At 73.1% G+C, this 24015-nt stretch carries 23 protein-coding genes; 11 read left to right on the forward strand and 12 right to left on the reverse strand.

All coding sequences use genetic code 11. The features are described from left to right. The first annotated feature begins 6 nt into the window (after positions 1 to 6). From rlmN to CP977_RS25035, 5 genes are all read left to right on the forward strand, one after another. A complete protein-coding gene (gene rlmN, locus CP977_RS25015; protein ID WP_062751990.1) occupies positions 7 to 1113 on the forward strand; it encodes a dual-specificity RNA methyltransferase RlmN in 1107 nt (368 codons plus the stop codon). 226 nt (positions 1114 to 1339) lie between these two features. Then, positions 1340 to 2449 carry a thiamine ABC transporter substrate-binding protein gene (locus tag CP977_RS25020; protein WP_062751989.1) on the forward strand — a complete coding sequence of 370 codons (1110 nt, stop codon included), beginning with the start codon at positions 1340 to 1342 and terminating at the stop codon, positions 2447 to 2449. 86 nt (positions 2450 to 2535) lie between these two features. Further along, positions 2536 to 4149, forward strand: coding sequence for an ABC transporter permease (locus tag CP977_RS25025; RefSeq protein WP_062751988.1), 1614 nt, complete (start codon positions 2536 to 2538; stop codon positions 4147 to 4149). Then, entirely contained in the window at positions 4149 to 5180 is a 1032-nt protein-coding gene (locus tag CP977_RS25030; protein ID WP_109185543.1) for an ABC transporter ATP-binding protein, read from the forward strand. Before CP977_RS25025 ends, CP977_RS25030 begins: the two co-directional genes overlap by 1 nt. Positions 5181 to 5282: 102 nt before the next feature. Further along, positions 5283 to 5933, forward strand: a complete 651-nt coding sequence (locus CP977_RS25035; protein WP_109185544.1) for a dihydrofolate reductase family protein — start codon at positions 5283 to 5285, stop codon at positions 5931 to 5933. Here the strand turns inward: CP977_RS25035 and CP977_RS25040 are convergent. The 5 genes from CP977_RS25040 to CP977_RS25060 all read right to left on the reverse strand — a co-directional run bounded on the left by CP977_RS25040 (position 5905) and on the right by CP977_RS25060 (position 10954). After that, positions 5905 to 6915 carry a hypothetical protein gene (locus CP977_RS25040; protein WP_152370843.1) on the reverse strand — a complete coding sequence of 337 codons (1011 nt, stop codon included), beginning with the start codon at positions 6913 to 6915 and terminating at the stop codon, positions 5905 to 5907. The genes CP977_RS25035 and CP977_RS25040 overlap by 29 nt on opposite strands. Before the next feature lie 89 nt (positions 6916 to 7004). Further along, on the reverse strand, positions 7005 to 8174 hold the full coding sequence (locus tag CP977_RS25045) for a hypothetical protein (protein ID WP_152370844.1): 1170 nt from the start codon (positions 8172 to 8174) through the stop codon (positions 7005 to 7007). Beyond that, positions 8156 to 8884, reverse strand: a complete 729-nt coding sequence (locus CP977_RS25050) for an ABC transporter ATP-binding protein (protein ID WP_109185547.1) — start codon at positions 8882 to 8884, stop codon at positions 8156 to 8158. The genes CP977_RS25045 and CP977_RS25050 overlap by 19 nt, the downstream gene beginning before the upstream one ends. A 214-nt stretch (positions 8885 to 9098) precedes the next feature. Continuing rightward, positions 9099 to 10478, reverse strand: a complete 1380-nt coding sequence (locus CP977_RS25055; protein WP_183953269.1) for an aspartate aminotransferase family protein — start codon at positions 10476 to 10478, stop codon at positions 9099 to 9101. Continuing rightward, positions 10463 to 10954, reverse strand: a complete 492-nt coding sequence (locus tag CP977_RS25060) for an Lrp/AsnC family transcriptional regulator (protein WP_062751981.1) — start codon at positions 10952 to 10954, stop codon at positions 10463 to 10465. The genes CP977_RS25055 and CP977_RS25060 overlap by 16 nt, the downstream gene beginning before the upstream one ends. Positions 10955 to 11159: 205 nt before the next feature. Here CP977_RS25060 and CP977_RS25065 point away from each other — a divergent pair, with 205 nt between their 5' ends. From CP977_RS25065 to CP977_RS25080, 4 genes are all read left to right on the forward strand, one after another. Continuing rightward, the gene (locus CP977_RS25065) at positions 11160 to 12596 is read left to right on the forward strand and encodes a gamma-aminobutyraldehyde dehydrogenase (RefSeq protein ID WP_062751980.1); all 1437 of its coding nucleotides are present in this window, start codon (positions 11160 to 11162) and stop codon (positions 12594 to 12596) included. A 141-nt stretch (positions 12597 to 12737) separates the two neighbouring features. Continuing rightward, a complete protein-coding gene (locus CP977_RS25070) occupies positions 12738 to 13904 on the forward strand; it encodes a polyamine ABC transporter substrate-binding protein (protein ID WP_183953280.1) in 1167 nt (388 codons plus the stop codon). A gap of 12 nt (positions 13905 to 13916) precedes the next feature. Continuing rightward, positions 13917 to 14447 (forward strand): HXXEE domain-containing protein, encoded by a 531-nt coding sequence (locus tag CP977_RS25075; RefSeq protein WP_062751978.1) that lies wholly within the window; start codon positions 13917 to 13919, stop codon positions 14445 to 14447. 63 nt (positions 14448 to 14510) lie between these two features. Continuing rightward, positions 14511 to 15056, forward strand: a complete 546-nt coding sequence (locus CP977_RS25080) for a hypothetical protein (protein ID WP_152370845.1) — start codon at positions 14511 to 14513, stop codon at positions 15054 to 15056. Positions 15057 to 15082: 26 nt separating this feature from the next. Here CP977_RS25080 and CP977_RS25085 read toward each other — a convergent pair whose 3' ends face one another. From CP977_RS25085 to CP977_RS25110, 6 genes are all read right to left on the reverse strand, one after another. Further along, complete coding sequence (locus tag CP977_RS25085; RefSeq protein ID WP_062751976.1) at positions 15083 to 16258, reverse strand: serine hydrolase domain-containing protein; 1176 nt, start codon at positions 16256 to 16258, stop codon at positions 15083 to 15085. Positions 16259 to 16458: 200 nt separating this feature from the next. After that, complete coding sequence (locus CP977_RS25090) at positions 16459 to 17124, reverse strand: response regulator transcription factor (RefSeq protein ID WP_062751975.1); 666 nt, start codon at positions 17122 to 17124, stop codon at positions 16459 to 16461. Beyond that, positions 17121 to 18275, reverse strand: a complete 1155-nt coding sequence (locus tag CP977_RS25095; protein ID WP_152370846.1) for a sensor histidine kinase — start codon at positions 18273 to 18275, stop codon at positions 17121 to 17123. The genes CP977_RS25090 and CP977_RS25095 overlap by 4 nt, the downstream gene beginning before the upstream one ends. Next, complete coding sequence (locus CP977_RS25100; RefSeq protein WP_152371636.1) at positions 18275 to 19054, reverse strand: SAM-dependent methyltransferase; 780 nt, start codon at positions 19052 to 19054, stop codon at positions 18275 to 18277. Before CP977_RS25100 ends, CP977_RS25095 begins: the two co-directional genes overlap by 1 nt. Positions 19055 to 19079: 25 nt before the next feature. After that, positions 19080 to 19766, reverse strand: a complete 687-nt coding sequence (locus CP977_RS25105; RefSeq protein WP_062751972.1) for a glycerophosphodiester phosphodiesterase — start codon at positions 19764 to 19766, stop codon at positions 19080 to 19082. Positions 19767 to 19878: 112 nt separating this feature from the next. Continuing rightward, positions 19879 to 20910, reverse strand: a complete 1032-nt coding sequence (locus CP977_RS25110) for an adenosine deaminase (RefSeq protein WP_062751971.1) — start codon at positions 20908 to 20910, stop codon at positions 19879 to 19881. Positions 20911 to 20985: 75 nt separating this feature from the next. On the opposite strand from CP977_RS25110, the gene CP977_RS25115 reads away from it, so the two are divergent. Further along, complete coding sequence (locus CP977_RS25115; protein ID WP_062751970.1) at positions 20986 to 21669, forward strand: DUF4190 domain-containing protein; 684 nt, start codon at positions 20986 to 20988, stop codon at positions 21667 to 21669. Between the two features lie 78 nt (positions 21670 to 21747). On the opposite strand, the gene CP977_RS25120 is transcribed toward CP977_RS25115, so the two are convergent. Further along, positions 21748 to 22296: an NADAR family protein gene (locus CP977_RS25120; RefSeq protein ID WP_062751969.1), complete on the reverse strand. Its 549-nt coding sequence runs from the start codon at positions 22294 to 22296 to the stop codon at positions 21748 to 21750. 175 nt (positions 22297 to 22471) lie between these two features. Here CP977_RS25120 and CP977_RS25125 point away from each other — a divergent pair, with 175 nt between their 5' ends. Next, entirely contained in the window at positions 22472 to 23986 is a 1515-nt protein-coding gene (locus tag CP977_RS25125) for a gamma-aminobutyraldehyde dehydrogenase (protein WP_062751968.1), read from the forward strand. Positions 23987 to 24015: the final 29 nt, after the last annotated feature.

Consider the following 24015-nt stretch of genomic DNA (forward strand, 5'->3'; position numbering starts at 1 on the left):
AGCACCATGCCCAAGCCCGGAGAACTCACTTTCGTCGCCCCCCGCGGAGCCAAGAAGCCGCCGCGGCACCTGGCCGACCTCACGCCCGCCGAGCGGAAGGAGGCCGTCGCCGCGATCGGCGAGAAGCCCTTCCGCGCCAAGCAGCTGTCCACCCACTACTTCGCGCGGTACGCGCACGACCCCGCCGAGTGGACCGACATCCCGGCCTCCGCGCGGGAGAAGCTGGCCGGGGAGCTGCTGCCCGACCTGATGTCCGTGGTGCGGCACATCTCGTGCGACGACGACACCACCCGCAAGACCCTGTGGCGGCTGCACGACGGCACGCTCGTCGAGTCGGTGCTCATGCGCTACCCGGACCGGGTCACCATGTGCATCTCCTCGCAGGCCGGCTGCGGGATGAACTGCCCGTTCTGCGCGACCGGGCAGGCCGGCCTCGACCGGAACCTGTCGACCGCCGAGATCGTGCACCAGATCGTGGACGGCATGCGGGCCCTGCGCGACGGCGAGGTGCCCGGCGGCCCGGCCCGCCTGTCGAACATCGTGTTCATGGGCATGGGCGAGCCGCTCGCCAACTACAAGCGGGTCGTCGGCGCCATCCGCCGCCTCACCGACCCCGAGCCGGACGGCCTGGGCCTGTCCCAGCGCGGCATCACCGTCTCCACCGTCGGGCTCGTGCCCGCGATGCTCCGCTTCGCCGACGAGGGCTTCAAGTGCCGCCTCGCGGTCTCCCTGCACGCCCCGGACGACGAGCTGCGCGACACCCTCGTGCCCGTCAACACGCGCTGGAAGGTGCGGGAGGTCCTCGACGCGGCCTGGGAGTACGCGGAGAAGTCCGGACGCCGGATCTCCATCGAGTACGCCCTCATCCGGGACATCAACGACCAGGCCTGGCGCGGCGACCTGCTCGGCCGGCTGCTCAAGGGCAAGCGGGTCCACGTCAACCTGATCCCGCTGAACCCGACGCCGGGCTCGAAGTGGACCGCCTCCCGTCCCGAGGACGAGAAGGCGTTCGTGGAGGCCATCGCCCGCCACGGCGTGCCGGTGACCGTGCGCGACACCCGGGGACAGGAGATCGACGGTGCCTGTGGACAGCTCGCGGCCGCCGAACGCTGACCTTGTACTCTGAGCTCGAACACATCTTCATAGTCATTCCGACAGGGGAGCGCCACAGCGCTGAGAGTGCGGTGTCCGTCAGACCGCAGACCCTCTGAACCTCGCCCAGGTCATTCTGGGTAGGGAGTTCGGTCGTAACTCGAGCTGTTGCGCCCTGCCCGCGTCCGGTCCGCCGGACACGGGCAGGGCCGCGTCTCTTCCTGGTCCCACCCAGGAGGAAAACTCAGTGAGCACCAAAAACCCGGCGAGCATCAAGAGGCAGGCCGCCGTCGCGGTCCTCGCGGCGCTCGGCGTCACCGCCCTCGCCGCCTGCGGCACCGACGACGGCGGCGAGGCCGCCGGCAAGTCCGGCGCGCCCGCGCCGAAGACCGTGACCCTCGTGAGCCACGACTCGTTCAACGCCTCCAAGGAGGTCCTGGCCGAGTTCACGAAGCAGACCGGCTTCACCGTCAAGGTCCTCAAGGCCGGCGACGCGGGCGAGGCCGTCAACAAGGAGATCCTGACCAAGGGATCCCCGCAGGGCGACGTCTTCTTCGGCGTCGACAACACCCTGCTCTCCCGCGCCCTCGACAACGGGATCTTCGTCGGATACCAGGCGAAGGGGCTCGACCGGATTCCGGCGGAGTACCACCTGGACGAGGAGCACCGGGTCACTCCGGTCGACTCCGGCGACATCTGCGTCAACTACGACAAGAAGTACTTCGCCGACAAGAAGCTGGCGCCGCCGGTGACCTTCGACGACCTGGCGAAGCCGGAGTACAAGGACCTGCTCGTGGTCGAGAACCCGGAGCGGTCCTCCCCGGGCCTCGGCTTCCTCCTCGGCACGGCCGCGAAGTACGGCGACGACGGCTGGCAGGACTACTGGAAGAAGCTCAAGGCCAACGGCGTGAAGACCGTCGACAGCTGGGAGCTCGCCTACAACCAGGAGTTCTCCGGCTCGGCCGGCGGCAAGCAGGCCAAGGGCGACCGTCCGCTCGTCGTGTCGTACGCCTCCAGCCCGCCGGTCGAGGTGCTGTACGCCGAGCCGCAGCCGAAGGAGGCGCCCACCGGCGTCTCCACCGGCACCTGCTTCCGGCAGACCGAGTTCGCGGGCCTGCTGAACGGCGCGAAGAACCCCGAGGGCGGCAAGGCGCTGATCGACTTCCTGATCTCGAAGAAGTTCCAGGAGGACATGCCGCTCCAGATGTTCGTCAACCCGGTGGCAAAGGACGCGGTGCTGCCGGAGCTGTTCACGAAGCACGGCGTGGTCGTGGAGAAGCCGGAGACGATGGAGCCCGGGAAGATCGCCGAGAAGCGCGACGCGTGGATCCAGCAGTGGTCCTCGATCGCCCGGTAGACAAGCGTCCGGCAGGCGGGCGCCCGGCGACCGGCCGCCCGGTGAGGAGGAGGGACGCGCGCGGGAGCGCGGCGCGGCTCGGGCTCATGGCCCTGCCCGTCGCGTTCTTCGCGGTGTTCTTCGCGTGGCCCGTCGTGTCCATCGTGGACCGCGGGCTGCGGCCCGACGGCAGCTGGCGGTTCGGCCGGATCGGCGAGACGCTGAGCCGGCCGGACATCCTCGACGTGCTCGGCTTCACCGCCTGGCAGGCGCTCGCCTCCACCGGCCTCACCCTGCTCGTCGCGCTGCCCGGCGCGTACGTCTTCGCCCGCTTCGACTTCCCCGGCAAGGGCGTCCTGCGGGCCGTGGTCACGGTGCCGTTCGTGCTGCCCACCGTACTGGTCGGCACGGCGTTCCTGGCCCTCGTCGGACGCAACGGGCTCACCGACGAGCTGTGGGGGCTGCGGCTCGACACCGGCGTGTGGGCGATCCTGCTCGCCCACGTCTTCTTCAACTACGCGGTCGTCGTCCGGACCGTCGGCGGCCTCTGGTCGCAACTCGACCCGCGCCAGGAGGAGGCCGCCCGGGTCCTCGGCGCCTCGCGCCTCACGGCCTGGCGGACGGTGACGCTGCCCGCGCTCGTCCCGGCCGTGTCGGCGGCGGCCCTGATGGTCTTCCTCTTCACCTTCACCTCCTTCGGCGTCGTGCAGATCCTCGGCGGGGACGCGTACACGACCCTGGAGGCGGAGATCTACCGGCAGACCGCCCGGCTGCTCGACCTGCCGACGGCGGCCGTCCTCACCCTCGTGCAGTTCGCCGCGGTCGGCGCGATCCTCGCCCTGCACGCGTGGACGGTACGGCGGCGGGAGACCGCGCTGCGGCTCGTACCGCCGGAGCGGACCGCGCGCCGGCCGCGCGGCGCCGGGCAGTGGGCGCTGCTCGGCGGCGTCCTCCTCTCGGTGGCCCTGCTGATCCTGCTGCCGCTCGGGGTGCTCGTGGAGCGGTCGTTCGCCGGCCCCGGGGGGTACGGGCTCGGCTACTACCGGGCGCTCGGCTCGCTGGACGAGAGCGGGACCTTCCTGGTGCCGCCCCTGGAGGCGATCGGGAACTCGCTGCGGTACGCGCTGGCCGCCACCGCCATCGCCGTCGTGATCGGCGGCCTCGCGGCGGCCGCCCTCACCCGGCGGGCCGGGCGGCTCGTCCGCGGCTTCGACGCGCTCCTCATGCTGCCGCTGGGGGTCTCCGCCGTCACCGTCGGCTTCGGCTTCCTCATCACGCTGGACGAACCGCCGCTCGACCTGCGGGCGAGCTGGATCCTCGTGCCCCTCGCGCAGGCCCTCGTCGGCGTCCCCTTCGTCGTCCGGACGATGCTGCCGGTCCTGCGCGCGGTGGACGAGCGGCTGCGGGAGGCGGCGGCCGTGCTCGGCGCCTCGCCGTGGCGGGCCTGGCGGGAGGTGGACCTGCCGCTGGTGCGGCGGGCGCTGCTCATCGCGGCCGGGTTCGCGTTCGCCGTCTCGCTCGGCGAGTTCGGCGCGACCGTCTTCATCGCCCGGCCCGACAGCCCGACGCTGCCGGTCGCGGTCGCCCGGCTGCTCGGCCGGCCCGGCGAGCTCAACTACGGCCAGGCGATGGCCCTCTCGACGATTCTGATGGTGGTGTGCGCGGTGTCCCTGCTGCTGCTCGAACGGCTCCGCACCGACCGGACCTCCGGGGAGTTCTGATGCTGAGACTCGACGGGGCGACCGTACGGTTCGGGGCGCGGGCCGTGCTCGACGCCGTGGACCTGGAGGTCGCCGACCACGAGACCGTGTGCGTGCTCGGGCCCAGCGGCAGCGGCAAGTCCACGCTGCTGCGGGCCGTCGCGGGCCTCCAGGTGCTCGACGGCGGCCGGGTGCTCCTCGACGGCGCCGACCAGGCCGGGGTGCCGACGCACCGGCGGGGCGTCGGCCTGATGTTCCAGGACCACCAGCTCTTCCCGCAGCGGGACGTCGGCGGCAACGTCGCCTTCGGCCTGCGGATGCGGGGCGACGGCAAGGCCGAGCGGGCGGAGCGGGTGCGGGAGCTGCTCGACCTCGTCGGCCTGCCGGGCGCCGAGCGGCGGTCCGTCGCCGCGCTCTCCGGCGGCGAGCAGCAGCGGGTCGCGCTCGCCCGGGCGCTCGCGCCCCGACCCCGGCTCCTCATGCTGGACGAACCGCTCGGCCAGCTCGACCGGGGCCTGCGGGAACGGCTCGTCGTGGAGCTGCGGGAACTCTTCGGGCGGCTCGGGACGACGGTCCTCGCCGTCACCCACGACCAGGGCGAGGCCTTCGCGCTCGCCGACCGGGTCGTGGTCATGCGGGACGGGCGGATCGCCCAGTCGGGGACGCCCGTCGAGGTGTGGCGCCGCCCGGCCTCCGAGTTCGTCGCCCGCTTCCTCGGCTTCGACAACGTGGTGCCCGCCCGGGTCACCGGGACGGTCGCGGAGACCGCCTGGGGGAAGGTCCCGGTGCCGGACGGCTCCCCGCAGGGCGAGCGGCGGCTCCTGGTCCGCCCCGGCGGGGTGCGGCCGGTCCCGGCGGCCGGGGGCGCGCCCGCCTGGACGGTGGAGTCGCGGACCTTCCGGGGCAGCCACGTCGTCGTACGGCTCCGGCCGGCCGACGGCCCGCCCCTGGAGGCCGAACTCCCGCTGCGGGACGCGCCCGGGGAGGGCACGGAGACGGGGCTCGCCTTCCGGCCGGAGGACGTGGTGGTGCTCGGCGACGACACGCCGTAGGGCGCGGGCCGGACCGATGAGTTCCGCCCGCCGGGGGAGTCCTCCGTACGTACGGTGCCTTCGCCGCCCGTACGTCCCGCAGGTCCCGCACCGGAGGAACCCATGGCCCAGCAGCTGCTCAGAGTCCAGAACTTCAACGTCTCGTCCGACGGGTACGGTGCCGGGGAGGGCCAGACCCTCGAACGGCCCTTCGGGCACGCGGACCCGGAGGCGATGTTCGCCTGGGCCGGTGCCACGGCGAGCTGGCCCCGGCGCACCGACCCCGGCGGCAGCCGGGGCCTCGACGACTACCTGACGCGGGACTACGGGCGGAACATCGGCGCCGAGATCATGGGCCGCAACAAGTTCGGGCCCCAGCGCGGGCCCTGGCGGGACCACGAGTGGCGCGGCTGGTGGGGCGACGAGCCGCCGTTCCACACCCCGGTGTTCGTCCTGACCCACCACCCGCGCCCCTCGTTCGCGCTCGGCGACACCACGTTCCACTTCCTCGACGCCGACCCGGCCACCGCCCTCGCGACGGCGCGGGAGGCGGCGGACGGCAAGGACGTGCGGCTCGGCGGCGGGGCCGCCACCATCCGCGCGTTCCTCGACGCAGGCCTGGTCGACACCCTGCACGTCGCGGTCTCGCCGGTGGCGCTCGGCGGCGGCTCGCGGCTCTGGGAGTCGCCCGACGAACTCCTCGACCGCTACCACCGCGACGTCGTGCCCAGCCCGGGAGGCACGGTCACGCACCACCTGTTCTGGCGGAAGTGAGCGGGGGGACCCCGGTCCGGCACCGCCCGCACGCCGCCCGTCCCGACCGCTGCCGGACGAGGGTCGCCCGGCCCAGGGCCAGGCCGTAGCAGGAGAAGCCGCCGTAGGCGACGACGGGCACCCAGGGGGCGTGGTCGGCGGGCCCGGTGCCGATCGCCCCCGTCCAGGACAGGACGCCGAGCGCGGCCAGGAACGCGCCGAACGGGGCGAGCGCGCCCGCCCCGGCCCAACCGAGGGCGAGCAGCGGCAGCCGGGGCAGCCGCCGGCCCCAGGGGCGGGTCAGCGCGAGCGCGAGGAGCATCCCGAGGACGGCGAGGACCGCCGTGACGTCGACCCCGTGGTCGTACAGCCACAGGCCGAAGTCGCTGGTGTATGCGGGGTCGGCGCCCGGGCGGCCGGTGCCGGTGTACCCGACGGTGAGGCCCAGCGCCCAGGCCGTCTTCAGGACGGTGTACGGGACGAAGGCGGTGACCGCGACCAGCCCGGCGCGGGTGCGGACGGGTCCGGGCGGGGCGGTGGAGCGCCCGCCGCAGTGCGGGCAGAGGCCGAGGACCCGGCGGCGGCGGGCGAGGGCCGCGCACCCCCACAGCACCGCGCCGAGGACGGCGAACGCCTGGTTGGCCAGGGCCGCCGGGTCGACCGGCGGCTGGTTCCGGGAGAGGAAGGACAGCAGGTGGAGCGGGCTCAGGAGGGCGGGGAAGCCCGAGGTCAGACAGAGCGCGACGACCGGCCACGCCGCCGCCGACAGCCGCCGTGCGGCCGGGCGGCGGAGCAGCGCGTACGCGAGGGCGGCGGCGGCTCCGTACAGGACGGCCGCGGTCGCCTCGGGGGCGGTGCCGGTCGCCTTCCCGAGGAGCGCGTAGCCGAACGCGGGACCGGTGAGGGCGGCGAGGGCCGCGCCCGCCGCGTACAGCAGGGACCAGACGAGGGCGGCGCGGTCGGCCCAGGACGGCCACGCGGCCATGAGCTTCTTCGGTGTCATGTCCCGAGCCTCGCGGTGGCCCGGCCCGGTGGCGTCGGCCCGTGGGCGGGTCCGGCTCCGTCGCGCGGCGGAGCCGGACCGCTCCTCCGTCAGCCCTTGAGGGGCAGCGCCGCCAGTTCCCCCACCGCCCACGTCAGCGGCAGGAAGACGGCGAGCAGGACCCCGGCGCGCAGGAGGGCCGCCGTGCGCAGGGCCGTGGGCGGGGCGCCGGCGTCGAGGAGGGCCTCGGTGACGGCGGCGCGGCCCTGCCGGGACTCCAGGGCCGCGGTCAGGAGCGTGGCGCAGGTGCAGGCCAGGATCAGGGTGGCGCCCAGGCCGGTGAGCGGTCCGAAGGCGTCGGAGCCGGTGTCCGACCCGTACAGGGAGGCCGCCGCGAGCAGGCCGGAGAGCACCGCGCAGACCACGCCGAGCGGTCGGCCGACGCGGCGGGACTCGGTCATCAGGACGCGGCCCGCGAGCAGCCGGACGGCGCCGGGGCGGGCCGTCTGGAGGAGGCGGCCGCAGCCGTGGACGAGGGCGGGGCCCGCCGTCGCGAGGCCGATCGCGGTGAGGACCCAGCCGGCCAGGACGGCCGCCGGGCTGCCGTCGAAGCGGCCCGGCAGCGGGAGGCCGTCCCCGCCGCCGCCCCGGCCCGCGTACGTCTCGACGGCGAGGCCGACCGCGATCAGGGCGACGCCCCACGGGAGGCCGGACGGCATGGTCTCGTCCTCACCGGAGGCCTCGGAGGCCTCGGAGGACACGGGTGGCGCGGGGCGCGGGCGCAGGGCCAGGGCCGCGGCCGCGGCGGCGGTCACGGGGACGACGGCGAGCAGGGTGAGGACGGCGGCGAGCGGCACCGGCTGGTCGCCGGCGAGCAGCCCGGCGGCCGCCCCGTCGAAGGGCAGGCCGGTGAGGTCGCCGCGCAGGTGCAGGTAGAGCAGGAGCGCGACCGCCGAGCCGAGCGCGCAGGTGACGGCCGTCGAGGCGGCGGCGAGCAGGGCGAGCCGGGCCGGGCCGAGGCCGATCGCGGAGAGCCCGGGGCGCGGCCGGGTGCTGGGGTCGGTCCGGGCCACGGCGACGGCGAACTGGACGGTGGCGGCGAGCGGCAGGACGCACCAGAGGAGCCGGAGCGTCGAGGCCGGGGCCTGTTCCGGGTGTCCGAGGGCGTGGCCGAGGGTGCAGAGCAGGAGGAAGCCCACCCCGGCGGACGCGGCGGCGACGAGCAGCCGGCGCGCCAGGACGAGGGGGTGGGTGCCCCGGGTCAGACGGAGAGCGAGCACGCGGCGACGCCCTCCGCCCCGGTCGCCGGGGACACGGCGCCGGCCCGGCGCCCGTCGAGGAGCGCGACCGCGCGGTCGGCGAGCGCCGCGACCTCGGCGTCGTGGGTGGCGAGGACCATGGTGATGCCGTGCGAGCGGGCGGCGGCCGTCAGGGTGCGCAGCACCTGGGCGCCGTCGGCGCGGTGCAGGGTGGCGGTGGGTTCGTCGGCGAAGAGCACCGGGGGAGTGGTGACGAGGGCGCGGGCGATCGAGATCCGCTGGCGCTGCGACTGGGTGAGGGCGCGGGGGCGCTTGCGGGCGCAGGCCCCGGCGTCGAGCCGGTCCAGCCACTCCAGGGCGGTGGTCTTCGCGGCGCGGCGGGGGGCCCCGCGCAGCAGCAGGGGCAGGGCGGTGTTCTCCCAGCCGGTGAGTTCGGGGACGAGCCCGGGTTCGGGGCCGATCCAGCCGAAGCGCTCGCGGCGGAGCCGTTCGCGCTGGGCGGGGCTCAGGGTGTGCACGGGGCCGCTGTTGAACCAGACCTCGCCCTCCTGGGGGACGAGCCGGCCGGAGAGGCAGCGCAGCAGGGTGGTCTTGCCGCTGCCCCGCGGGCCGGTCACGGCGAGGATCTCGCCCTCGCGGACGCCGAGGGAGACGCCGCTGAGGGCCTCCGAGCCGCCCAGGGAGCAGTGCAGGGAACGCGCCCAGAGCACGTCGTTGTCCGGTGGGGCCATCGCGTACACCTCTGTCGATCCGATCTGTGTCCCCCGTACGGCGGGGGGTTTCCCCCGTACGGGTGAACGAAGGACGGGCCTGTCGGTCACTCGGCACCGTAAGTATTCGGATCGGTTCGTAGGGACAGCACACGGCCCGGGCCGCCGCCATCCACTCGGATGGCGGGCAGGCCCGGGCCGTGGCGTCACGCCGTGAGGGCGGCGTGAGGTCCCGCTAGAGCTTGGTCCACGCCTCGGTGAGCACCGAGCGCAGGATTCCCTCGATCTCGTCGAAGGTGCCCTGGTCGGCGATCAGCGGCGGGGCCAGCTGGATGACCGGGTCGCCGCGGTCGTCGGCACGGCAGTACAGGCCGTTGTCGAAGAGGGCCTTGGAGAGGAAGCCGTACAGGACGCGCTCGGTCTCCTCGTCCGTGAAGGACTCCTTGGTGACCTTGTCCTTGACGAGCTCGATGCCGTAGAAGTAGCCGTTGCCGCGGACGTCGCCGACGATCGGCAGGTCGTGCAGCTTCTTCAGCGTCGAGAAGAAGGCGTCCTCGTTGTCCAGGACGTGCTGGTTGAGGCCCTCCTTGTCGAAGATGTCGAGGTTGGCGATGGCGACCGCCGACGACACCGGGTGGCCGCCGAAGGTGTAGCCGTGCAGGAAGGTGTTGTCGCCCTTGTAGAACGGCTCCGCGATGCGGTCCGAGACGATGCAGGCGCCGATCGGGGAGTAGCCCGAGGTCATGCCCTTGGCGCAGGTGATCATGTCCGGGACGTAGCCGAACTTGTCACAGGCGAACATCGTGCCGAGGCGGCCGAAGGCGCAGATCGTCTCGTCGGAGACGAGGAGCACGTCGTACTGGTCGCAGATCTCGCGGACCCGCTGGAAGTACCCGGGCGGCGGCGGGAAGCAGCCGCCGGCGTTCTGCACCGGCTCCAGGAAGACGGCGGCGACGGTCTCGGGGCCCTCGAAGAGGATCTGCTGCTCGATCTGGTCGGCGGCCCAGCGGCCGAAGGCCTCGGGGTCGTCGCCGTGGATCGGGGCGCGGTAGATGTTGGTGTTCGGCACCTTGTGCGCGCCGGGGACCAGCGGCTCGAAGGGGGCCTTGAGGGCCGGCAGACCGGTGATGGACAGGGCGCCCTGCGGGGTGCCGTGGTAGGCGACCGCGCGCGAGATGACCTTGTACTTGGTGTGCTTGCCCTGCAGCTTGAAGTACTGCTTGGCGAGCTTCCAGGCGGTCTCGACGGCCTCTCCGCCACCGGTGGTGAAGAAGACCTTGTTCAGGTCGCCCGGGGCGTAGTCCGCGAGGCGCTCGGCCAGCTCGACGGCCTTGGGGTGCGCGTACGACCACACGGGGAAGAACGCGAGCTCCTGGGCCTGCTTATACGCGACCTCGGCCAGCTCCTGGCGGCCGTGTCCGGCGTTGACCACGAAGAGGCCCGCGAGACCGTCGAGGTAGCGCTTGCCCTTGTCGTCGAAGATGTAGGTGCCCTCGCCCCGCACGATGGTGGGGACGGGCGAGTTCTCGTACGACGACATGCGGGTGAAGTGCATCCACAGGTGGTCGTAGGCGGTCTTGGAGAGGTCCTTGCTCACGGCTATCGGGTTCCCCACATATAGGTCTGCTTCTTGAGCTTGAGGTAGACGAAGCTCTCGGTGGAGCGCACGCCGGGGAGGGTGCGGATGCGCTTGTTGATCACATCCAGCAGGTGGTCGTCGTCCTCGCAGACGATCTCCACCATGAGGTCGAAGGAGCCCGCGGTCATCACCACGTACTCGCATTCGGCCATGCCCGTCAGCGCTTCCGCAACCGGATCAAGGTCACCCTCGACGTTGATGCCGACCATCGCCTGCCGCCGGAAACCCACGGTGAGCGGGTCGGTGACGGCGACGATCTGCATGACGCCCTGGTCAAGCAGCTTCTGGACGCGCTGCCGCACGGCGGCTTCGGAGAGGCCGACGGCCTTGCCGATCGCCGCGTAGGGACGGCGACCGTCCTCCTGGAGCTGTTCGATGATCGCCAGGGAGACGGCGTCGATCGTCGGGGACGAACCGGTTCCGGTTCTGGAGTCTGCGCTTCGACTGGCCACACCTCACTGTGCACCGAGACTCGTCGGTCTTGCAACCCCGGAGCGATGTAATTCGTTGTGTCGGGCTCCCGATCTCACTGAATCCGAAGTTGTGGAGGGTCGGGCCTGTTGAAAGCGTCAGCCGAACGATTAGGCTGGGGTGTCTCACCCATCGGGACAGCGCACGAGGACGTGCGAAGTCAGAACGTGACAGGAGGGGTGGCAAGTGACCACCGAGCTGCGCCGGCTGCGTAACTACATCAACGGGGAGTTCCGCGACGCGGCCGACGGCCGCACGATCGACGTGATCAACCCGGCCACCGGCGAGGTGTACGCCACCTCCCCGCTCTCCGGCCAGGCCGACGTCGACGCCGCCATGGAGGCCGCCGCGGCCGCCTTCCCCGCCTGGCGCGACAGCACCCCGGCCGAGCGCCAGAAGGTACTTCTCAAGATCGCGGACGCCTTCGAGGAGCGCGCCGAGGACCTGATCGCCGCCGAGGTCGAGAACACCGGCAAGCCGGTCGCCCTCACCGCGAGCGAGGAGATCCCGCCGATGGTGGACCAGATCCGCTTCTTCGCGGGTGCCGCCCGGCTCCTCGAAGGCCGCTCGGCCGGCGAGTACATGGAGGGCCTGACCTCCATCGTCCGCCGCGAGCCCGTCGGCGTCTGCGCCCAGGTCGCGCCGTGGAACTACCCGATGATGATGGCCGTCTGGAAGTTCGCCCCGGCCCTCGCCGCGGGCAACACCGTCGTCCTCAAGCCCTCGGACACGACCCCCGCGTCGACCGTCCTGATGGCCGAGATCATCGGGCAGATCGTCCCCAAGGGCGTCTTCAACGTCGTCTGCGGCGACCGCGACACCGGCCGCGCGATGGTCGAGCACCCGACCCCCGCCATGGCCTCCATCACCGGCTCCGTCCGCGCCGGCATGCAGGTCGCCGAGTCGGCCGCCAAGGACGTCAAGCGCGTCCACCTGGAGCTGGGCGGCAAGGCCCCCGTCGTGGTCTTCGAGGACACCGACATCGACAAGGCCGTCGAGGACATCTCCATGGCCGGCTTCTTCAACGCCGGCCAGGACTGCACGGCCGCCACCCGCGTCCTCGTCCACGAGTCCATCCACGACGAGTTCGTCTCCGCGCTCGCCAAGGCCGCCGCCGCGACCAAGACCGGGCAGCCGGACGACGAGGACGTGCTGTACGGCCCGCTCAACAACGCCAACCAGCTGAAGCAGGTCTCCGGCTTCATCGACCGCCTCCCGGCCCACGCCAAGGTCGAGGCCGGCGGTCAGCGCGTCGGCGACAAGGGCTACTTCTACGCCCCGACCGTCGTCTCCGGCCTCAAGCAGGACGACGAGATCATCCAGAACGAGGTCTTCGGCCCGGTCATCACCGTCCAGTCCTTCGCGGACGAGGCCCAGGCCCTGGAGTACGCCAACGGCGTCGAGTACGCCCTCGCCTCCTCCGTCTGGACCAAGGACCACGCGCGCGCGATGCGCATGTCCAAGGCGCTCGACTTCGGCTGCGTGTGGATCAACACCCACATCCCGCTGGTCGCCGAGATGCCCCACGGCGGCTTCAAGAAGTCCGGCTACGGCAAGGACCTCTCGGGCTACGGCTTCGAGGACTACACCCGGATCAAGCACGTCATGACCTCGCTCGGCTGATCCCCCCTCGCGTCACACGGCCCCGGCATCCCGCTCGACAGGGTGTCGGGGCCGCGGCGTACCGCCCGCACGGACCGTCCATTGCCGCGGGCGGCGGCCGGCCGGGATGCTGCCCGGATGAGAGCGACAGCCAGGAAGAACATGTCCCGCCGGTCCCTGCTGCGCGGCATGGGCGGTGCCGGGGCCGCCGCCCTGCTCGCCGGGTGCGGGGTGCCCGCCGCCTTCGTGGAGGAGGGCGACCGGGCCGCCGCCCGGGACCTCTCGGTCCGCGACCGGATCCTCGACTTCGCCAACTGGCCGCTCTACATCGACACCGACGAGGACGACGAGTCGAAGCGCCCCACCCTGGACGCCTTCCGGAAGCGGACCGGGATATCCGTCCGCTACACCGAGGAGATCAACGACAACGACGAGTTCTTCGGCAAGATCAGCCCCTCCCTGATGAACCACCAGGAGACCGGCCGGGACCTGATCGTCCTCAGCGACTGGATGGCCGCCCGCTTCGTCCGCCTCGGCTGGGTCCAGGAGATGGACCGCGCCGCCCAGCCGAACGTCGCCGCGCACCTCGACCCGCAGCTGCGCTCGCCCGCCTTCGACCCCGGCCGGCTGCACACCGTGCCCTGGCAGTCCGGCATCACCGGCATCGCGTACAACCGCCGGAAGCTGGGCCGGGAGCTGCGCTCCGTGAAGGAGCTGTGGGCCGACGACCTGCGCGGGAAGGTCACCCTGCTGTCCGGGCTCGACGAGTCCTTCGCCCTGCTGATGCTGGGCAACGGCGTCGACGTCACCCGCTGGACCGCCGACGACTTCCACACCGTGTGCGAGCAGACCGAGCGGCTCGTCCGCGCCGAGCACATCCGCCGCTTCACCGGCAACGACTACATCAAGGACCTCTCCTCCGGCGACGTCCTGGCCTGCCAGGCGTACTCCGGGGACGTCATCCAGCTCCGGGCCGACAACCCCGACATCGAGTTCGTCGTCCCCGAGGAGGGCGCCGAACTCTGGGCCGAGTCCCTCATGGTCCCCAACCTCGCCCGGCACAAGGCCAACGCCGAGAAGCTGGTCGACCACTACTACGACCCCGAGGTCGCCGCCGAACTCGCCGCCTGGGTCAACTATGTCTGCCCCGTACCGGCCGCGCAGCAGGTCCTCGCGGACTCCGGCGACGAGGAGCTGGCCGCCCTCGCCGAGGACCCGCTGATCTTCCCCGACTCCGCCATGCGGAGCCGGCTCGCCATCGCCCGGGACGTCACCGCCGAGGAGCGACTGACCTTCGCCAAGAAGTGGAACTCGATCGTGGGCCTGTGAGTTGGTCCCGGTATGACGGACTCACGCCTCAACTCCCTTGCCACGTACGGCCTGTTCCTCGCCTGGGCCGTGCACGACGCCGAGGAGCTCGCGTACGGGCCGCGCTGGCTCCGGGAGAACCTGCCCGCCCTGCGCGAGCGCTTCCCCGGGGTGCCGGAGGGGGTGTGGCGGGCGGCGGAGAAGGTCGACGAGCGCGAATTCGCCGCGGCCGTGGGGGTGATGGGCGTGATCGTCGGCGCAGCCGCCGTGGCCGGGGCGCGCTCCGGCGGGCGGTCCGCCTTCTACCAGGGCGCGGTCGACGGCTTCGGGCTGCACGGCCTCGTCCACCTCGCGCAGGCGGCGGCCGTGCGCGGCCGGACGCCCGGCTCGGTCACCTCGCCGCTCGTGGTGATCCCCTTCTCCCTGTGGGCGCGCGGCCGGCTGCGCCGCGCCGGGGTGCTGCGGCCGGCCAGGGCCCGGGACGCGGTGGCGGGGCTCGCGCTCGCGGCGGGGGCGACCGTGGTCGCGCACGGGGTGGGAAGGCGGCTGGCCCGCGCGTTTTGAACGCGTTCCAAAAAACGGCACCCCGGCTTTTGAACGCGTTCAGGGCGGGCGTACGCTGACCCCATGAGCGACACGAACGGGCCGAGAGCCCTTCTCAAGCGCATCCGCATCTGGCTGGCCCTCTTCGTCGTCTGTCTGGTCCTGAGCGGACTCACCGCCTTCCCGCTCGTCACCGAACTCCGCCTCCTGGACTCCGCGCTGACCAGCTGGGCCGCCCCCGTCGCCGACGCCCTCCCCGGCCTCGCCGAATGGATCCACCGGGTCCGGGGAGGCCTGGAGGACGCCGACCGGGACGCCCCCTACCTCCTCTACGGCAACGACTGGCTGGCCTTCGCCCACCTCGTCATCGCCGTCGCCTTCTACGGCGTCTGGCGCGACCCCGTCCGCAACGTCTGGGTCGTCGAGTTCGGCATGATCGCCTGCGTCGGCATCATCCCGCTCGCCCTGATCTGCGGCCCGATCCGCGACATCCCCTTCTGGTGGTCGGTCGTCGACATGTCCTTCGGCGTCTTCGGCATCCTGCCGCTGCTCCTCGTGCGCCGGCTGATCAAGCGCCTGGAGGCCGCCACGACTGCGGCGGCGGCCCCGGAGGCCGTACCCGCCGCCTGACGGCCGCCGGCCGCGCGCCCCGGCGGTCAGTCCGGCAGGCCGTACGCCGCCACCATCACCCTCAGCGCCGTCGGGTTCGTGTCCTGGCCCTTGGCGTCGGTGGAGTTGACGCTGTAGACGAGGGTCCGGGAGCCGTCCCGGGTCGAGCCGATCGCCGCGTTGTACCCCCAGCGGCCCCCGGTCTTCCCCCACACCTCGCGCCCGCCCAGCCGCTTCATCGACAGGCCGACGGAGTACGCGGCCGGGGCGCCGGTCTCCAGGTCCGTCACCTCCGGCAGCGTGAACATCTCCTCCAGGAGCGGCCCGCGCACCACCCGGCCCGCGAACAGCGCCCGGGTGAACCGCTCCAGGTCCGCCGTGGTCGAGACGAGGTCCCCGGCCGCCCAGGCGTCCGACGTCCCCCACACCGAGACGTCCCGGAGGCCGGTGGTGCCGTCGCCGAGCCGCATCGTCTGGTAGCCGTGGTTGTACGGGCCGGTGATCCCGGCCGCCCCGCCCGGCAGGTACGTGTCCTCCAGACCGAGCGGGCGCAGGATCCGACGTTCCACCTGGCGCTCGTACGAGTCGCCCGTGACCCGCTCCACGATCAGCCCGGCGATCGTGTAGCCGATGTTCAGGTAGTGCTGCCGGGTCCCCGGCCGGAACTCGCGCGGCTTCGCCGTCGCCGAGCGGACCAGCTCCTCGGGGGTGTGTACGTCGAAGCGGTGCTCGTACCACTCCTCCACCGTCTCGCCCGGGAGGTCGGGGGCCGGGATGCCGTGGGTGTGGTTCAGGAGCTGCCGGACCGTCACCCCTGCGTAGCGGGCGGGGATCAGGTCCGGCAGGTACGCGCGGGCCGGACGGTCCAGGTCGATCCGGCGCTCGGCGACGAGCCGGAGGACGGTCGCCGCCGTGAACACCTTCGTCACCGACCCGGCCCGGAAGCGGGCGGCCGGGTCCGCCGGAGCGCCCGACTCCAGATCGCGGACGCCCGAACTCCCCCGCCAGGTGCCGGCGGTGCCGCCGACCCGGACGAGCGCGGCCGTCGCGTCGGCGCGGGGGAGGCCCGCGATCGCCGCCGCCATCGTCTTCGCGAGGTCGGCCTCCCGCGCGGGGCGGGCGGTCGCGGCCGGCTGCGCCGCCACGGCCGGGCCGAGGACCGGACCGACGGCGACGCCCAGGACCAGGGCGGCGGCGAGCAGGGTGCGGGTGGATGTGCGCATGATGGTCAACTCCGTGGACGGGGGCCGTCGTTCTCGACACCTCCATCCTGCGGACCGGGGCCGCTCCGGGGATCGCCCGCACGGGCGGTCCTCCGAGAGCGCCCCTCTCGCCGACACGGGGGAGGGCCGTCCCTCCGTCTCCCCCACGCGGGGGAGAGGCCGGGGCCGCTCGGAGCCGGGCCGCCCGGGGCCCGGGGCCCTCAAAGGCGGGGCGGCCCCGCCGTGACCAGACCCGTCTCGTACGCGCAGATCACCGCCTGGATCCGGTCCCGCAGGCCCAGCTTCGCGAGGACGTTGCCCACGTGGGTCTTCACCGTGTGGTCGCTGACGACCAGCTCCGCCGCGATCTCCGCGTTGGACAGGCCCCGCGCGAGCAGCAGCAGCGTCTCGCGCTCCCGGGCCGTGAGGACGTCCAGGCGCGGATCGGGGGCCGCCCGGCGCGGGCCGCCCGCCGTGTACTGCTCCACCAGGCGCCGGGCCACCGACGGCGCGAGCAGCGAGTCGCCCGCAGCCACCACCCGGACCGCGTGCACCAGGTCGTCCCGCCGCACGTCCTTGAGCAGGAAGCCGCTCGCGCCCGCGTGCAGCGCCTCGTACACGTACGCGTCGGTGTCGAAGGTCGTCAGCATCACCGTCCGGCAGCCGGACTCCGCGCAGATCGTCCGGCAGGCCTCGATGCCGTCCGTCCGGGGCATCCGGATGTCGAGCAGCGCCACGTCGGGGGAGAGCCGGCGGACCGCCTCGACGGCCTCCGCCCCGTCCCCGGCCTCCGCCACCACCTCGATGTCCGGCTGCGCGTCCAGGATCATCGCGAAACCGCTGCGGACCAGCTCCTGGTCGTCCGCGACCACCACCCGGACCGTCACGTCCCCGCCTCCGCCGCCGGCACGGGCAGCAGGACCCGCACCTCGAAACCCCTGCCGTCCGGGCCGGGGCCCGTCTCCGCCGTCCCGCCGTGCGCGGCGGCCCGCTCCCGGATTCCCACCAGGCCGTGCCCGCCGGAGCCCGGCCGCGCGCCGCGCCCGTCGTCGGTGACCGTGACCCGCAGGACGCCGTCCGCGTGGGCGAGCCGTACGCCGGCGGTGCGGGCGCCCGCGTGCCGGACCACGTTCGTCAGCGCCTCCTGCACGATCCGGTAGACGCTCGCGCCGGTCGCCGCGGGCAGCGCCCGTACCCCGCCCTCCGTCGTGTAGTCCACGTCCAGGCCGCCCGCCCGCACCCGCTCCACGAGTGCCGGGATCGCGGCGATGTCCGGCTGGGGCCCGCGCGGGGCCGCCGTCCCGTCGCCCTCGCGCAGCACCCCCAGCATCCGCCGCAGCTGGTCCATCGCGTCGCGGCCGGTCGCCGAGATCGCCTCGAAGGCGGCCTCGGCCCGCTCCGGCGCCGTGCGCACCGCCACCGGGCCGGCCTCCGCCTGCACGACCATCAGGCTCACCGCGTGCGACAGGACGTCGTGCATCTCCCGGGCGATCCTGGCCCGTTCGCGCGCCGCGGCCCGCTCGGCCTCGACCCGCTGCGCGCGCTGCCGGGCGTCCGTGAGCCGTCCGAAGACGTAGGCGGCGGCGAACACGAAGAGCGAGAAGGTCAGTTCGCGCGCCGACCGGGTGTTGAGCCACACCGACACCGGCACCGCGACCACCAGCAGCCCCGCCGTGAAGAGCCGCTTCCCCGCGGGCGAGAGCGCGGCGATCGTGTAGACGGCGACGAGCCCGGTGTACGGCAGAGGCTGCCCCGGCCCCTCCACCGCGACCCGGTAGAGGACGCTCGTCGCCAGGATCGCGAGCAGCACGCCCAGCGGCGCGCGCCTGCGCCAGACCAGCGGCAGCACGGTGAGCGTCATCAGCCCGTACGCCGGCCAGGTCGCCGGTTCGGACCCGGGCGGGCGCGGCACCACGAACGGCATCGTCACCGCCGCCTGGACCAGGAGCGCGATCCCGGCGTCCACCGCCCGCGGGTGGTCCGCGGCCCAGGCCCGCGCCCGCTCCCGGCCGTCGCGCACGTCCCCCCGTACGCCCATTACGGCTTGCGGCCCACCGCGCCGAACTGCGCCACCACGTCGCCCTCCTCGGAGCGCCAGCGGGAGCAGGAGACGATGCCGGGGGCGAGGAGGTCGAGGCCGTCCAGGAAGGAGGTGAACTCGGCGCGGGTGCGGGCGGTGATCGGCGGGGTCGCGTTCTCGTTCCAGAACGCCATCGCGGCCTTGTTGCCCTCGCCGCCGAGCTCCGGATCCAGGGTGGGGTGGGTGAGGACGAGGAAGCTGCCGGAGGGGACGGTGTCCATCAGGGTCCGCACGATCGAGCGGGCCTCGTCGGTGTCCATCACGAAGTTGAGGATGCCGAGCATCATCACCGCGACCGGGCGGGACAGGTCCAGGGTGGCCGAGGCCGCCGTCAGGATGCGCTCGGGGCCGTGCGCGTCGGCGTCGACGTACTCGGTGACGCCCTCCGGGGCGCTCGTCAGGAGCGCGCGGGCGTGGGTGAGGACGATCGGGTCGTTGTCGACGTAGACGACCCGGGTCTCGGGGGCGACCCGCTGCGCCACCTCGTGGGTGTTGTCGGCGGTCGGCAGGCCGGTGCCGATGTCCAGGAACTGCCGGACGCCCTCCTCGGCGGCCAGATGGGTCACCGCCCGGCCGAGGAACGCCCGGTCCGCGCGCGCCACTTCGCCGATGCTCGGGTAGAAGCCGGTGACCTGCGCGCCGACCGCGCGGTCCACCGGGTAGTTGTCCTTGCCGCCCAGCCAGTAGTTCCACACGCGGGCGTTGTGGGCGATGTCGGTGCGGATGCGGTCGTTCACGCGGTCGTTCACGCTGTCGTTCACCTCAGGAGTCCTCTCGCAGGACGGCGGCGAGGGCGTCGACGCGGTTCGTGGTGATCGCGTCCGCCCCGTTCATGATCAGCTTACGCATCGTGCGCTTCGTGTCCGCCGTCCAGGCCGACAGGAGCAGCCCGTCCCGGTGCACCCGCTCGGCCAGCTCCCGACTCACCAGGCCGAAGCGGTAGTTGAGCCAGCGCGGGCGCACGGCGTCGAGGAGCACCGGCCGGGGCGGGGCGAGCGAGTTCCAGGTCAGGGCGATCTCGGCGGCCGGGTCGGCGGCCCGCACCTGGAGCATGGCGACGGTTCCGGCGCAGTAGTGGACCCGCTCCCCGGCCCCGCACTCGCGGACCGTGCCGACGATCTTCCGGACCGAGTGCTCGTTCCCGCCCGGCAGGTCCAGCATCAGCCGGTGGTCCCCGGCGGCGAGCAGCGCCTCCCGCAGGGTCGGCACCCCGCCCGCCGTCACCTCCTCCACCTGCGCGTGCGTGAGCGCGGAGAGCGCCCGGTCCGGGCCCCAGAGGCGCTTGAGGGTGTCGTCGTGGAGGAGGACCGGCACCCCGTCCTTCGTCAGCCGGACGTCCACCTCGACCGCGTCCGCGCCCCGTTCGATCGCCGAGGAGATCGAACGGAGCGTGTTCTCGCGGAAGCGGTACGGGTCGCCGCGGTGCCCTACGACAGTGACGGATCGCATGGGGCCATTGTGGCGGGGGACGACCGCCGGTGTCGCCGGTGCGCCGGCCCCGATGGCCTTCCGTGTCGCCGGTGCGCCGGTCACGCGCCGACGCGGACGACCGCCCGTGTCGTCAGCGGGCCGGCCAGGCGTCGGTGTACGCGTCGATCTCGGCGGCGATCCGGGCCTTGCCGGCCTCGTCCAGGAAGGAGGCCTCCACCGCGTTCTTCGCGAGGGCGGCGAGGCCGCGCTCGTCCAGGTCGAGGAGCCGGGCGGCGACCGCGTACTCGTTGTTCAGGTCGGTGCCGAACATCGGCGGGTCGTCGCTGTTGACGGTGACCAGGACCCCCGCGTCCACCATCTTCCGGATCGGGTGCTCGTCCAGGGTGGCGACGGCCCGGGTGGCGATGTTGGAGGTCGGGCAGACCTCCAGGGCGATCCGGTGCTCGGCCAGGTACGCCAGGAGCTCCGGGTCCCGCACCGAGCTGGTGCCGTGCCCGATGCGCTCGGCGCCCAGGTCGCGGATCGCGTCCCAGACGGTCTCCGGGCCGGTCGTCTCGCCCGCGTGCGGGACGGAGCGCAGGCCGGCCGCCCGGGCCCGGTCGAAGTACGGCTTGAACTGGGGGCGCGGCACCCCGATCTCCGGGCCGCCGAGGCCGAAGGAGACCAGGCCCTCCGGGCGCAGCCCCTCGGTGGTGGCGAGCCGCGCGGTCTCCTCGGCGGATTCGAGCCCGGCCTCGCCGGGGATGTCGAAGCACCAGCGCAGGACCGTGCCGAACTCGGCCTCTGCCGCCTTGCGGGCGTCCTCGATCGCCTCCATGAAGGCGTTCTCGTCGATGCCGCGGCGGGTGGAGGAGTAGGGGGTGATGGTCAGCTCGGCGTAGCGGATGTTCTGCCGGGCCATGTCCCGGGCGACCTCGAAGGTCAGCAGCCGGACGTCCTCGGGGGTGCGGACCAGGTCGACCACCGACAGGTAGACGTCGATGAAGTGCGCGAAGTCGGTGAACGTGAAGTAGTCGGCCAGGGCCTCCGGGTCCGTGGGGACCTTGGAGTCCGGGTGGCGGGCCGCGAGCTCGGCGACGATCCGGGGCGAGGCGGAGCCCACGTGGTGGACGTGCAGCTCGGCCTTGGGGAGGCCCGCGATGAAGGGGTGCAGATCGGTCATCGGGTCATCGTAGGCCGGACGGTTCCCCCGCAGGGGTGAGGCCGTAGCATGACGTGACCACGATGGGGGAGGCCCATGTCTGACAACCGAGACCAGCAGCCGGGCGGCTACGACCCGGCGGACCCGTGGGCTCCGCCGAACCGCGACGGGGTGGAACTGAGCAAGCCGGCGGCCCCGTCGCCCCCGCCGGTGCACGACCAGCAGACCGTCACGTCCATGCCGATCGGGCCCGGCCCCGGCGACGTCCCGCCGCCCCCGGTCGCGCCCGGCGGCCCGGCGGCGGCGCCCGGCGCGTACGGCTATCCGGCCGACACCGTCGGGAGCTACGGCTACCCGTCCCCGGCCGCCTCGGCGCCCCTGACGACCTCCGGGTACGGCTACCCCGGCTATCCGGGGTCGGGGTACGGCGGCCAGCCCGGCTGGCAGCAGTCCCCCTCCAACGGCATGGGCACGGCCGCGCTGGTGCTCGGCATCGTCGCGGTCGCGGGCTTCTGCCTGTACGGCCTGGGGGTGATCCTCGGCGTCCTGGCCCTGATCTTCGGCATCATCGGGGTGAAGAAGGCGGGCCGGGGCGAGGCGACGAACCGGGGGATGGCGGTCGCCGGCATCGTCCTCGGTGCCATCGGCACCGTGGTCAGCGCGGTCTTCCTCGGCTTCGTCATCTGGGCGATCGCCCAGGACCCCTCGTCCTTCGAGGACTCCGGCGGCTACGAGGACGACCCGTTCGCCTCCTCCCTGGTCCTGGAGACCACCCGCTGAGGCGCCGTACGCACACGAAAGGGCCCCGCACCGGACATCCGGTGCGGGGCCCTTCCGCATGAGGCACGACGCACGGCTTCACACGCCCCGCAGCCGCTCCCGCGCCTCCATGAGCGCGAAGCCCAGCAGGTTGAGGCCGCGCCAGCGCGCCGGGTCGTGGGCGCCGGGGTCGGTCGCGGCGAGCCCGATGCCCCAGATCCGGTCCACCGGACTGGCCTCCACCAGGACCCGGTCGCCGGTGCCGAGCAGGTACGCGCGCAGGGCCCCGTTCGAGGAGAACTTGTGGACGCTGCCCTCCACCACGATCCCGAACCGCTCCCGCTCCCACACCGCGTCGTCGAAGCCGCGCACGAGACGGCCCGCCTTCTTGGCCTCGGCGGGGGTGGGGGCGGTCAGCGCGGCCCGCTCGGCGTCCGCGTCCCCGAAGAGCCGCGCCTTGGCGGCCATCATCCAGTGCTCGGCGGTCGCGTAGGACGTCCCCCCGACCGTGAAGGGGGACGGCCACCACTGGCTCAGACAGCTCGCCGAGAGGTGTCCGTCCGGATGCGGACGGTGACCCCAGAAGTGCAGCCACTTCACCCCGTCACCCCTGCTGACCTGCTGTGTCAGCTGCTCGATCGCGCTCATGCATGCGAGTCTGGCATCCGCCACGGACACTCCGTACGGAGATTTTCCGGCGACCTCGACACATGGTCGACCGAATCCGTCGCGTAACCAAAAGGCAACAACGGAATCACTTGTTGGGTGGTCGTCCCTCTGTCAGGATCGGCACTCAATTCGAGCTGGGACAACGGAGAGCGTCATGGGCAACCGCTTCCAGGTGACGGACCGCTTCGCGGACGGCGCACAGTACATCGGCGGAAGGCTCCGCCCCGGAACGTCCGGCCGGGACCACCACGTGATCGACCCGGCGACCGGCGAGACCGTGTACACGTACGCACTCGCCTCCACCGCCGACGTGGACGCGGCCGTGGCCGCCGCCAAGGCCGCCTTCCCGGGCTGGGCGGGCGCCACCCCCGGCGAGCGCTCCGACGCCCTGCACCGCTTCGCGGGCGTCCTCGCCGAGCGGGCCGAGGACTTCGCCCGCGTCGAATCCCTCCAGTGCGGCAAGCCGCTGAAGCTCACCACCGAGTTCGACGTGCCCGGCACGGTCGACAACACCGCCTTCTTCGCCGGGGCCGCCCGCCACCTCCAGGGCCAGGCCGCCGCCGAGTACTCCGGCGACCACACCTCCTACGTGCGGCGCGAGCCCCTCGGCGTCGTCGGCTCCATCGCCCCCTGGAACTACCCCCTCCAGATGGCCGCCTGGAAGATCCTCCCGGCGGTCGCCGCCGGCAACACGATCGTCCTGAAGCCCGCCGAGCTCACCCCGCTCACCTCCCTGATGTTCGCGCAGGCCGCGACCGACGCCGGCATCCCCGACGGCGTGATCAACATCGTCAACGGCGCCGGCCGGACCGTCGGCGAACACCTCGTCGGCCACCCCGACGTCGTCATGACCTCCTTCACCGGCTCCACCCCCGTCGGCAAGCGGGTCGCCGAGATCGCCACCGCCACCGTCAAGCGCCTCCACCTCGAACTCGGCGGCAAGGCCCCCTTCGTCGTCTTCGACGACGCCGACCTGGAGGCCGCCGCCCACGGCGCCGTCGCCGCCTCCCTCATCAACAGCGGCCAGGACTGCACCGCCGCCACGCGCGCGTACGTCCAGCGCCCCCTCTTCGACGCCTTCACCGCCCGCGTCGCCGAACTCATGGAGTCCGTACGGCTCGGCGACCCCTTCGCCCCGGACACCGACCTCGGCCCGCTGATCAGCCACGCCCAGCGCGACCGGGTCGCCGGCTTCGTCGACCGCGCCCGCGGCTACGCCACCGTCGTCACCGGCGGCGAAGCCCCCGGCGGGGACCTCAAGGACGGTGCGTACTATCGACCGACCCTGATCACCGGCGCCGCGCAGGACAGCGAGGTCGTGCAGTCGGAGATCTTCGGCCCGGTCCTGGTGGCCCTGCCCTTCGACACCGACGACGAGGGCATCGAGCTCGCCAACGACACCCCCTACGGCCTCGCCGCCTCCGCCTGGAGCCGCGACGTCTACCGGACGGGACGGGCCACCCGGGAGATCAAGGCCGGCTGCGTCTGGGTCAACGACCACATCCCGATCATCAGCGAGATGCCCCACGGGGGAACCCGGGCCTCGGGCTACGGAAAGGACATGTCGGTGTACTCCTTCGAGGAGTACACGCAGGTCAAGCACGTGATGTACGACAACACCGCGGTCGCCGCGAAGGACTGGCACCGCACGATCTTCGGGGACCGATAGCCGACCGTCGCCCGACCGGCGACGCAACC

This window comes from Streptomyces cinereoruber (assembly GCF_009299385.1).
Lineage (GTDB): Bacteria > Actinomycetota > Actinomycetes > Streptomycetales > Streptomycetaceae > Streptomyces > Streptomyces bikiniensis.

What these genes read in the sequence shown, in the direction of transcription:
- rlmN (WP_062751990.1), top strand. Translation starts at nt 7, where the DNA reads ATGCCCAAGCCCGGAGAACTCACTTTCGTCGCCCCCCGCGGAGCCAAG.
- CP977_RS25025 (WP_062751988.1), top strand. Translation starts at nt 2,536, where the DNA reads ATGGCCCTGCCCGTCGCGTTCTTCGCGGTGTTCTTCGCGTGGCCCGTC.
- CP977_RS25030 (WP_109185543.1), top strand. Translation starts at nt 4,149, where the DNA reads ATGCTGAGACTCGACGGGGCGACCGTACGGTTCGGGGCGCGGGCCGTG.
- CP977_RS25035 (WP_109185544.1), top strand. Translation starts at nt 5,283, where the DNA reads ATGGCCCAGCAGCTGCTCAGAGTCCAGAACTTCAACGTCTCGTCCGAC.
- CP977_RS25040 (WP_152370843.1), bottom strand. Translation starts at nt 6,915, where the DNA reads ATGACACCGAAGAAGCTCATGGCCGCGTGGCCGTCCTGGGCCGACCGC.
- CP977_RS25050 (WP_109185547.1), bottom strand. Translation starts at nt 8,884, where the DNA reads ATGGCCCCACCGGACAACGACGTGCTCTGGGCGCGTTCCCTGCACTGC.
- CP977_RS25070 (WP_183953280.1), top strand. Translation starts at nt 12,738, where the DNA reads ATGTCCCGCCGGTCCCTGCTGCGCGGCATGGGCGGTGCCGGGGCCGCC.
- CP977_RS25075 (WP_062751978.1), top strand. Translation starts at nt 13,917, where the DNA reads ATGACGGACTCACGCCTCAACTCCCTTGCCACGTACGGCCTGTTCCTC.
- CP977_RS25080 (WP_152370845.1), top strand. Translation starts at nt 14,511, where the DNA reads ATGAGCGACACGAACGGGCCGAGAGCCCTTCTCAAGCGCATCCGCATC.
- CP977_RS25085 (WP_062751976.1), bottom strand. Translation starts at nt 16,258, where the DNA reads ATGCGCACATCCACCCGCACCCTGCTCGCCGCCGCCCTGGTCCTGGGC.
- CP977_RS25095 (WP_152370846.1), bottom strand. Translation starts at nt 18,275, where the DNA reads ATGGGCGTACGGGGGGACGTGCGCGACGGCCGGGAGCGGGCGCGGGCC.
- CP977_RS25105 (WP_062751972.1), bottom strand. Translation starts at nt 19,766, where the DNA reads ATGCGATCCGTCACTGTCGTAGGGCACCGCGGCGACCCGTACCGCTTC.
- CP977_RS25110 (WP_062751971.1), bottom strand. Translation starts at nt 20,910, where the DNA reads ATGACCGATCTGCACCCCTTCATCGCGGGCCTCCCCAAGGCCGAGCTG.
- CP977_RS25115 (WP_062751970.1), top strand. Translation starts at nt 20,986, where the DNA reads ATGTCTGACAACCGAGACCAGCAGCCGGGCGGCTACGACCCGGCGGAC.
- CP977_RS25120 (WP_062751969.1), bottom strand. Translation starts at nt 22,296, where the DNA reads ATGAGCGCGATCGAGCAGCTGACACAGCAGGTCAGCAGGGGTGACGGG.
- CP977_RS25125 (WP_062751968.1), top strand. Translation starts at nt 22,472, where the DNA reads ATGGGCAACCGCTTCCAGGTGACGGACCGCTTCGCGGACGGCGCACAG.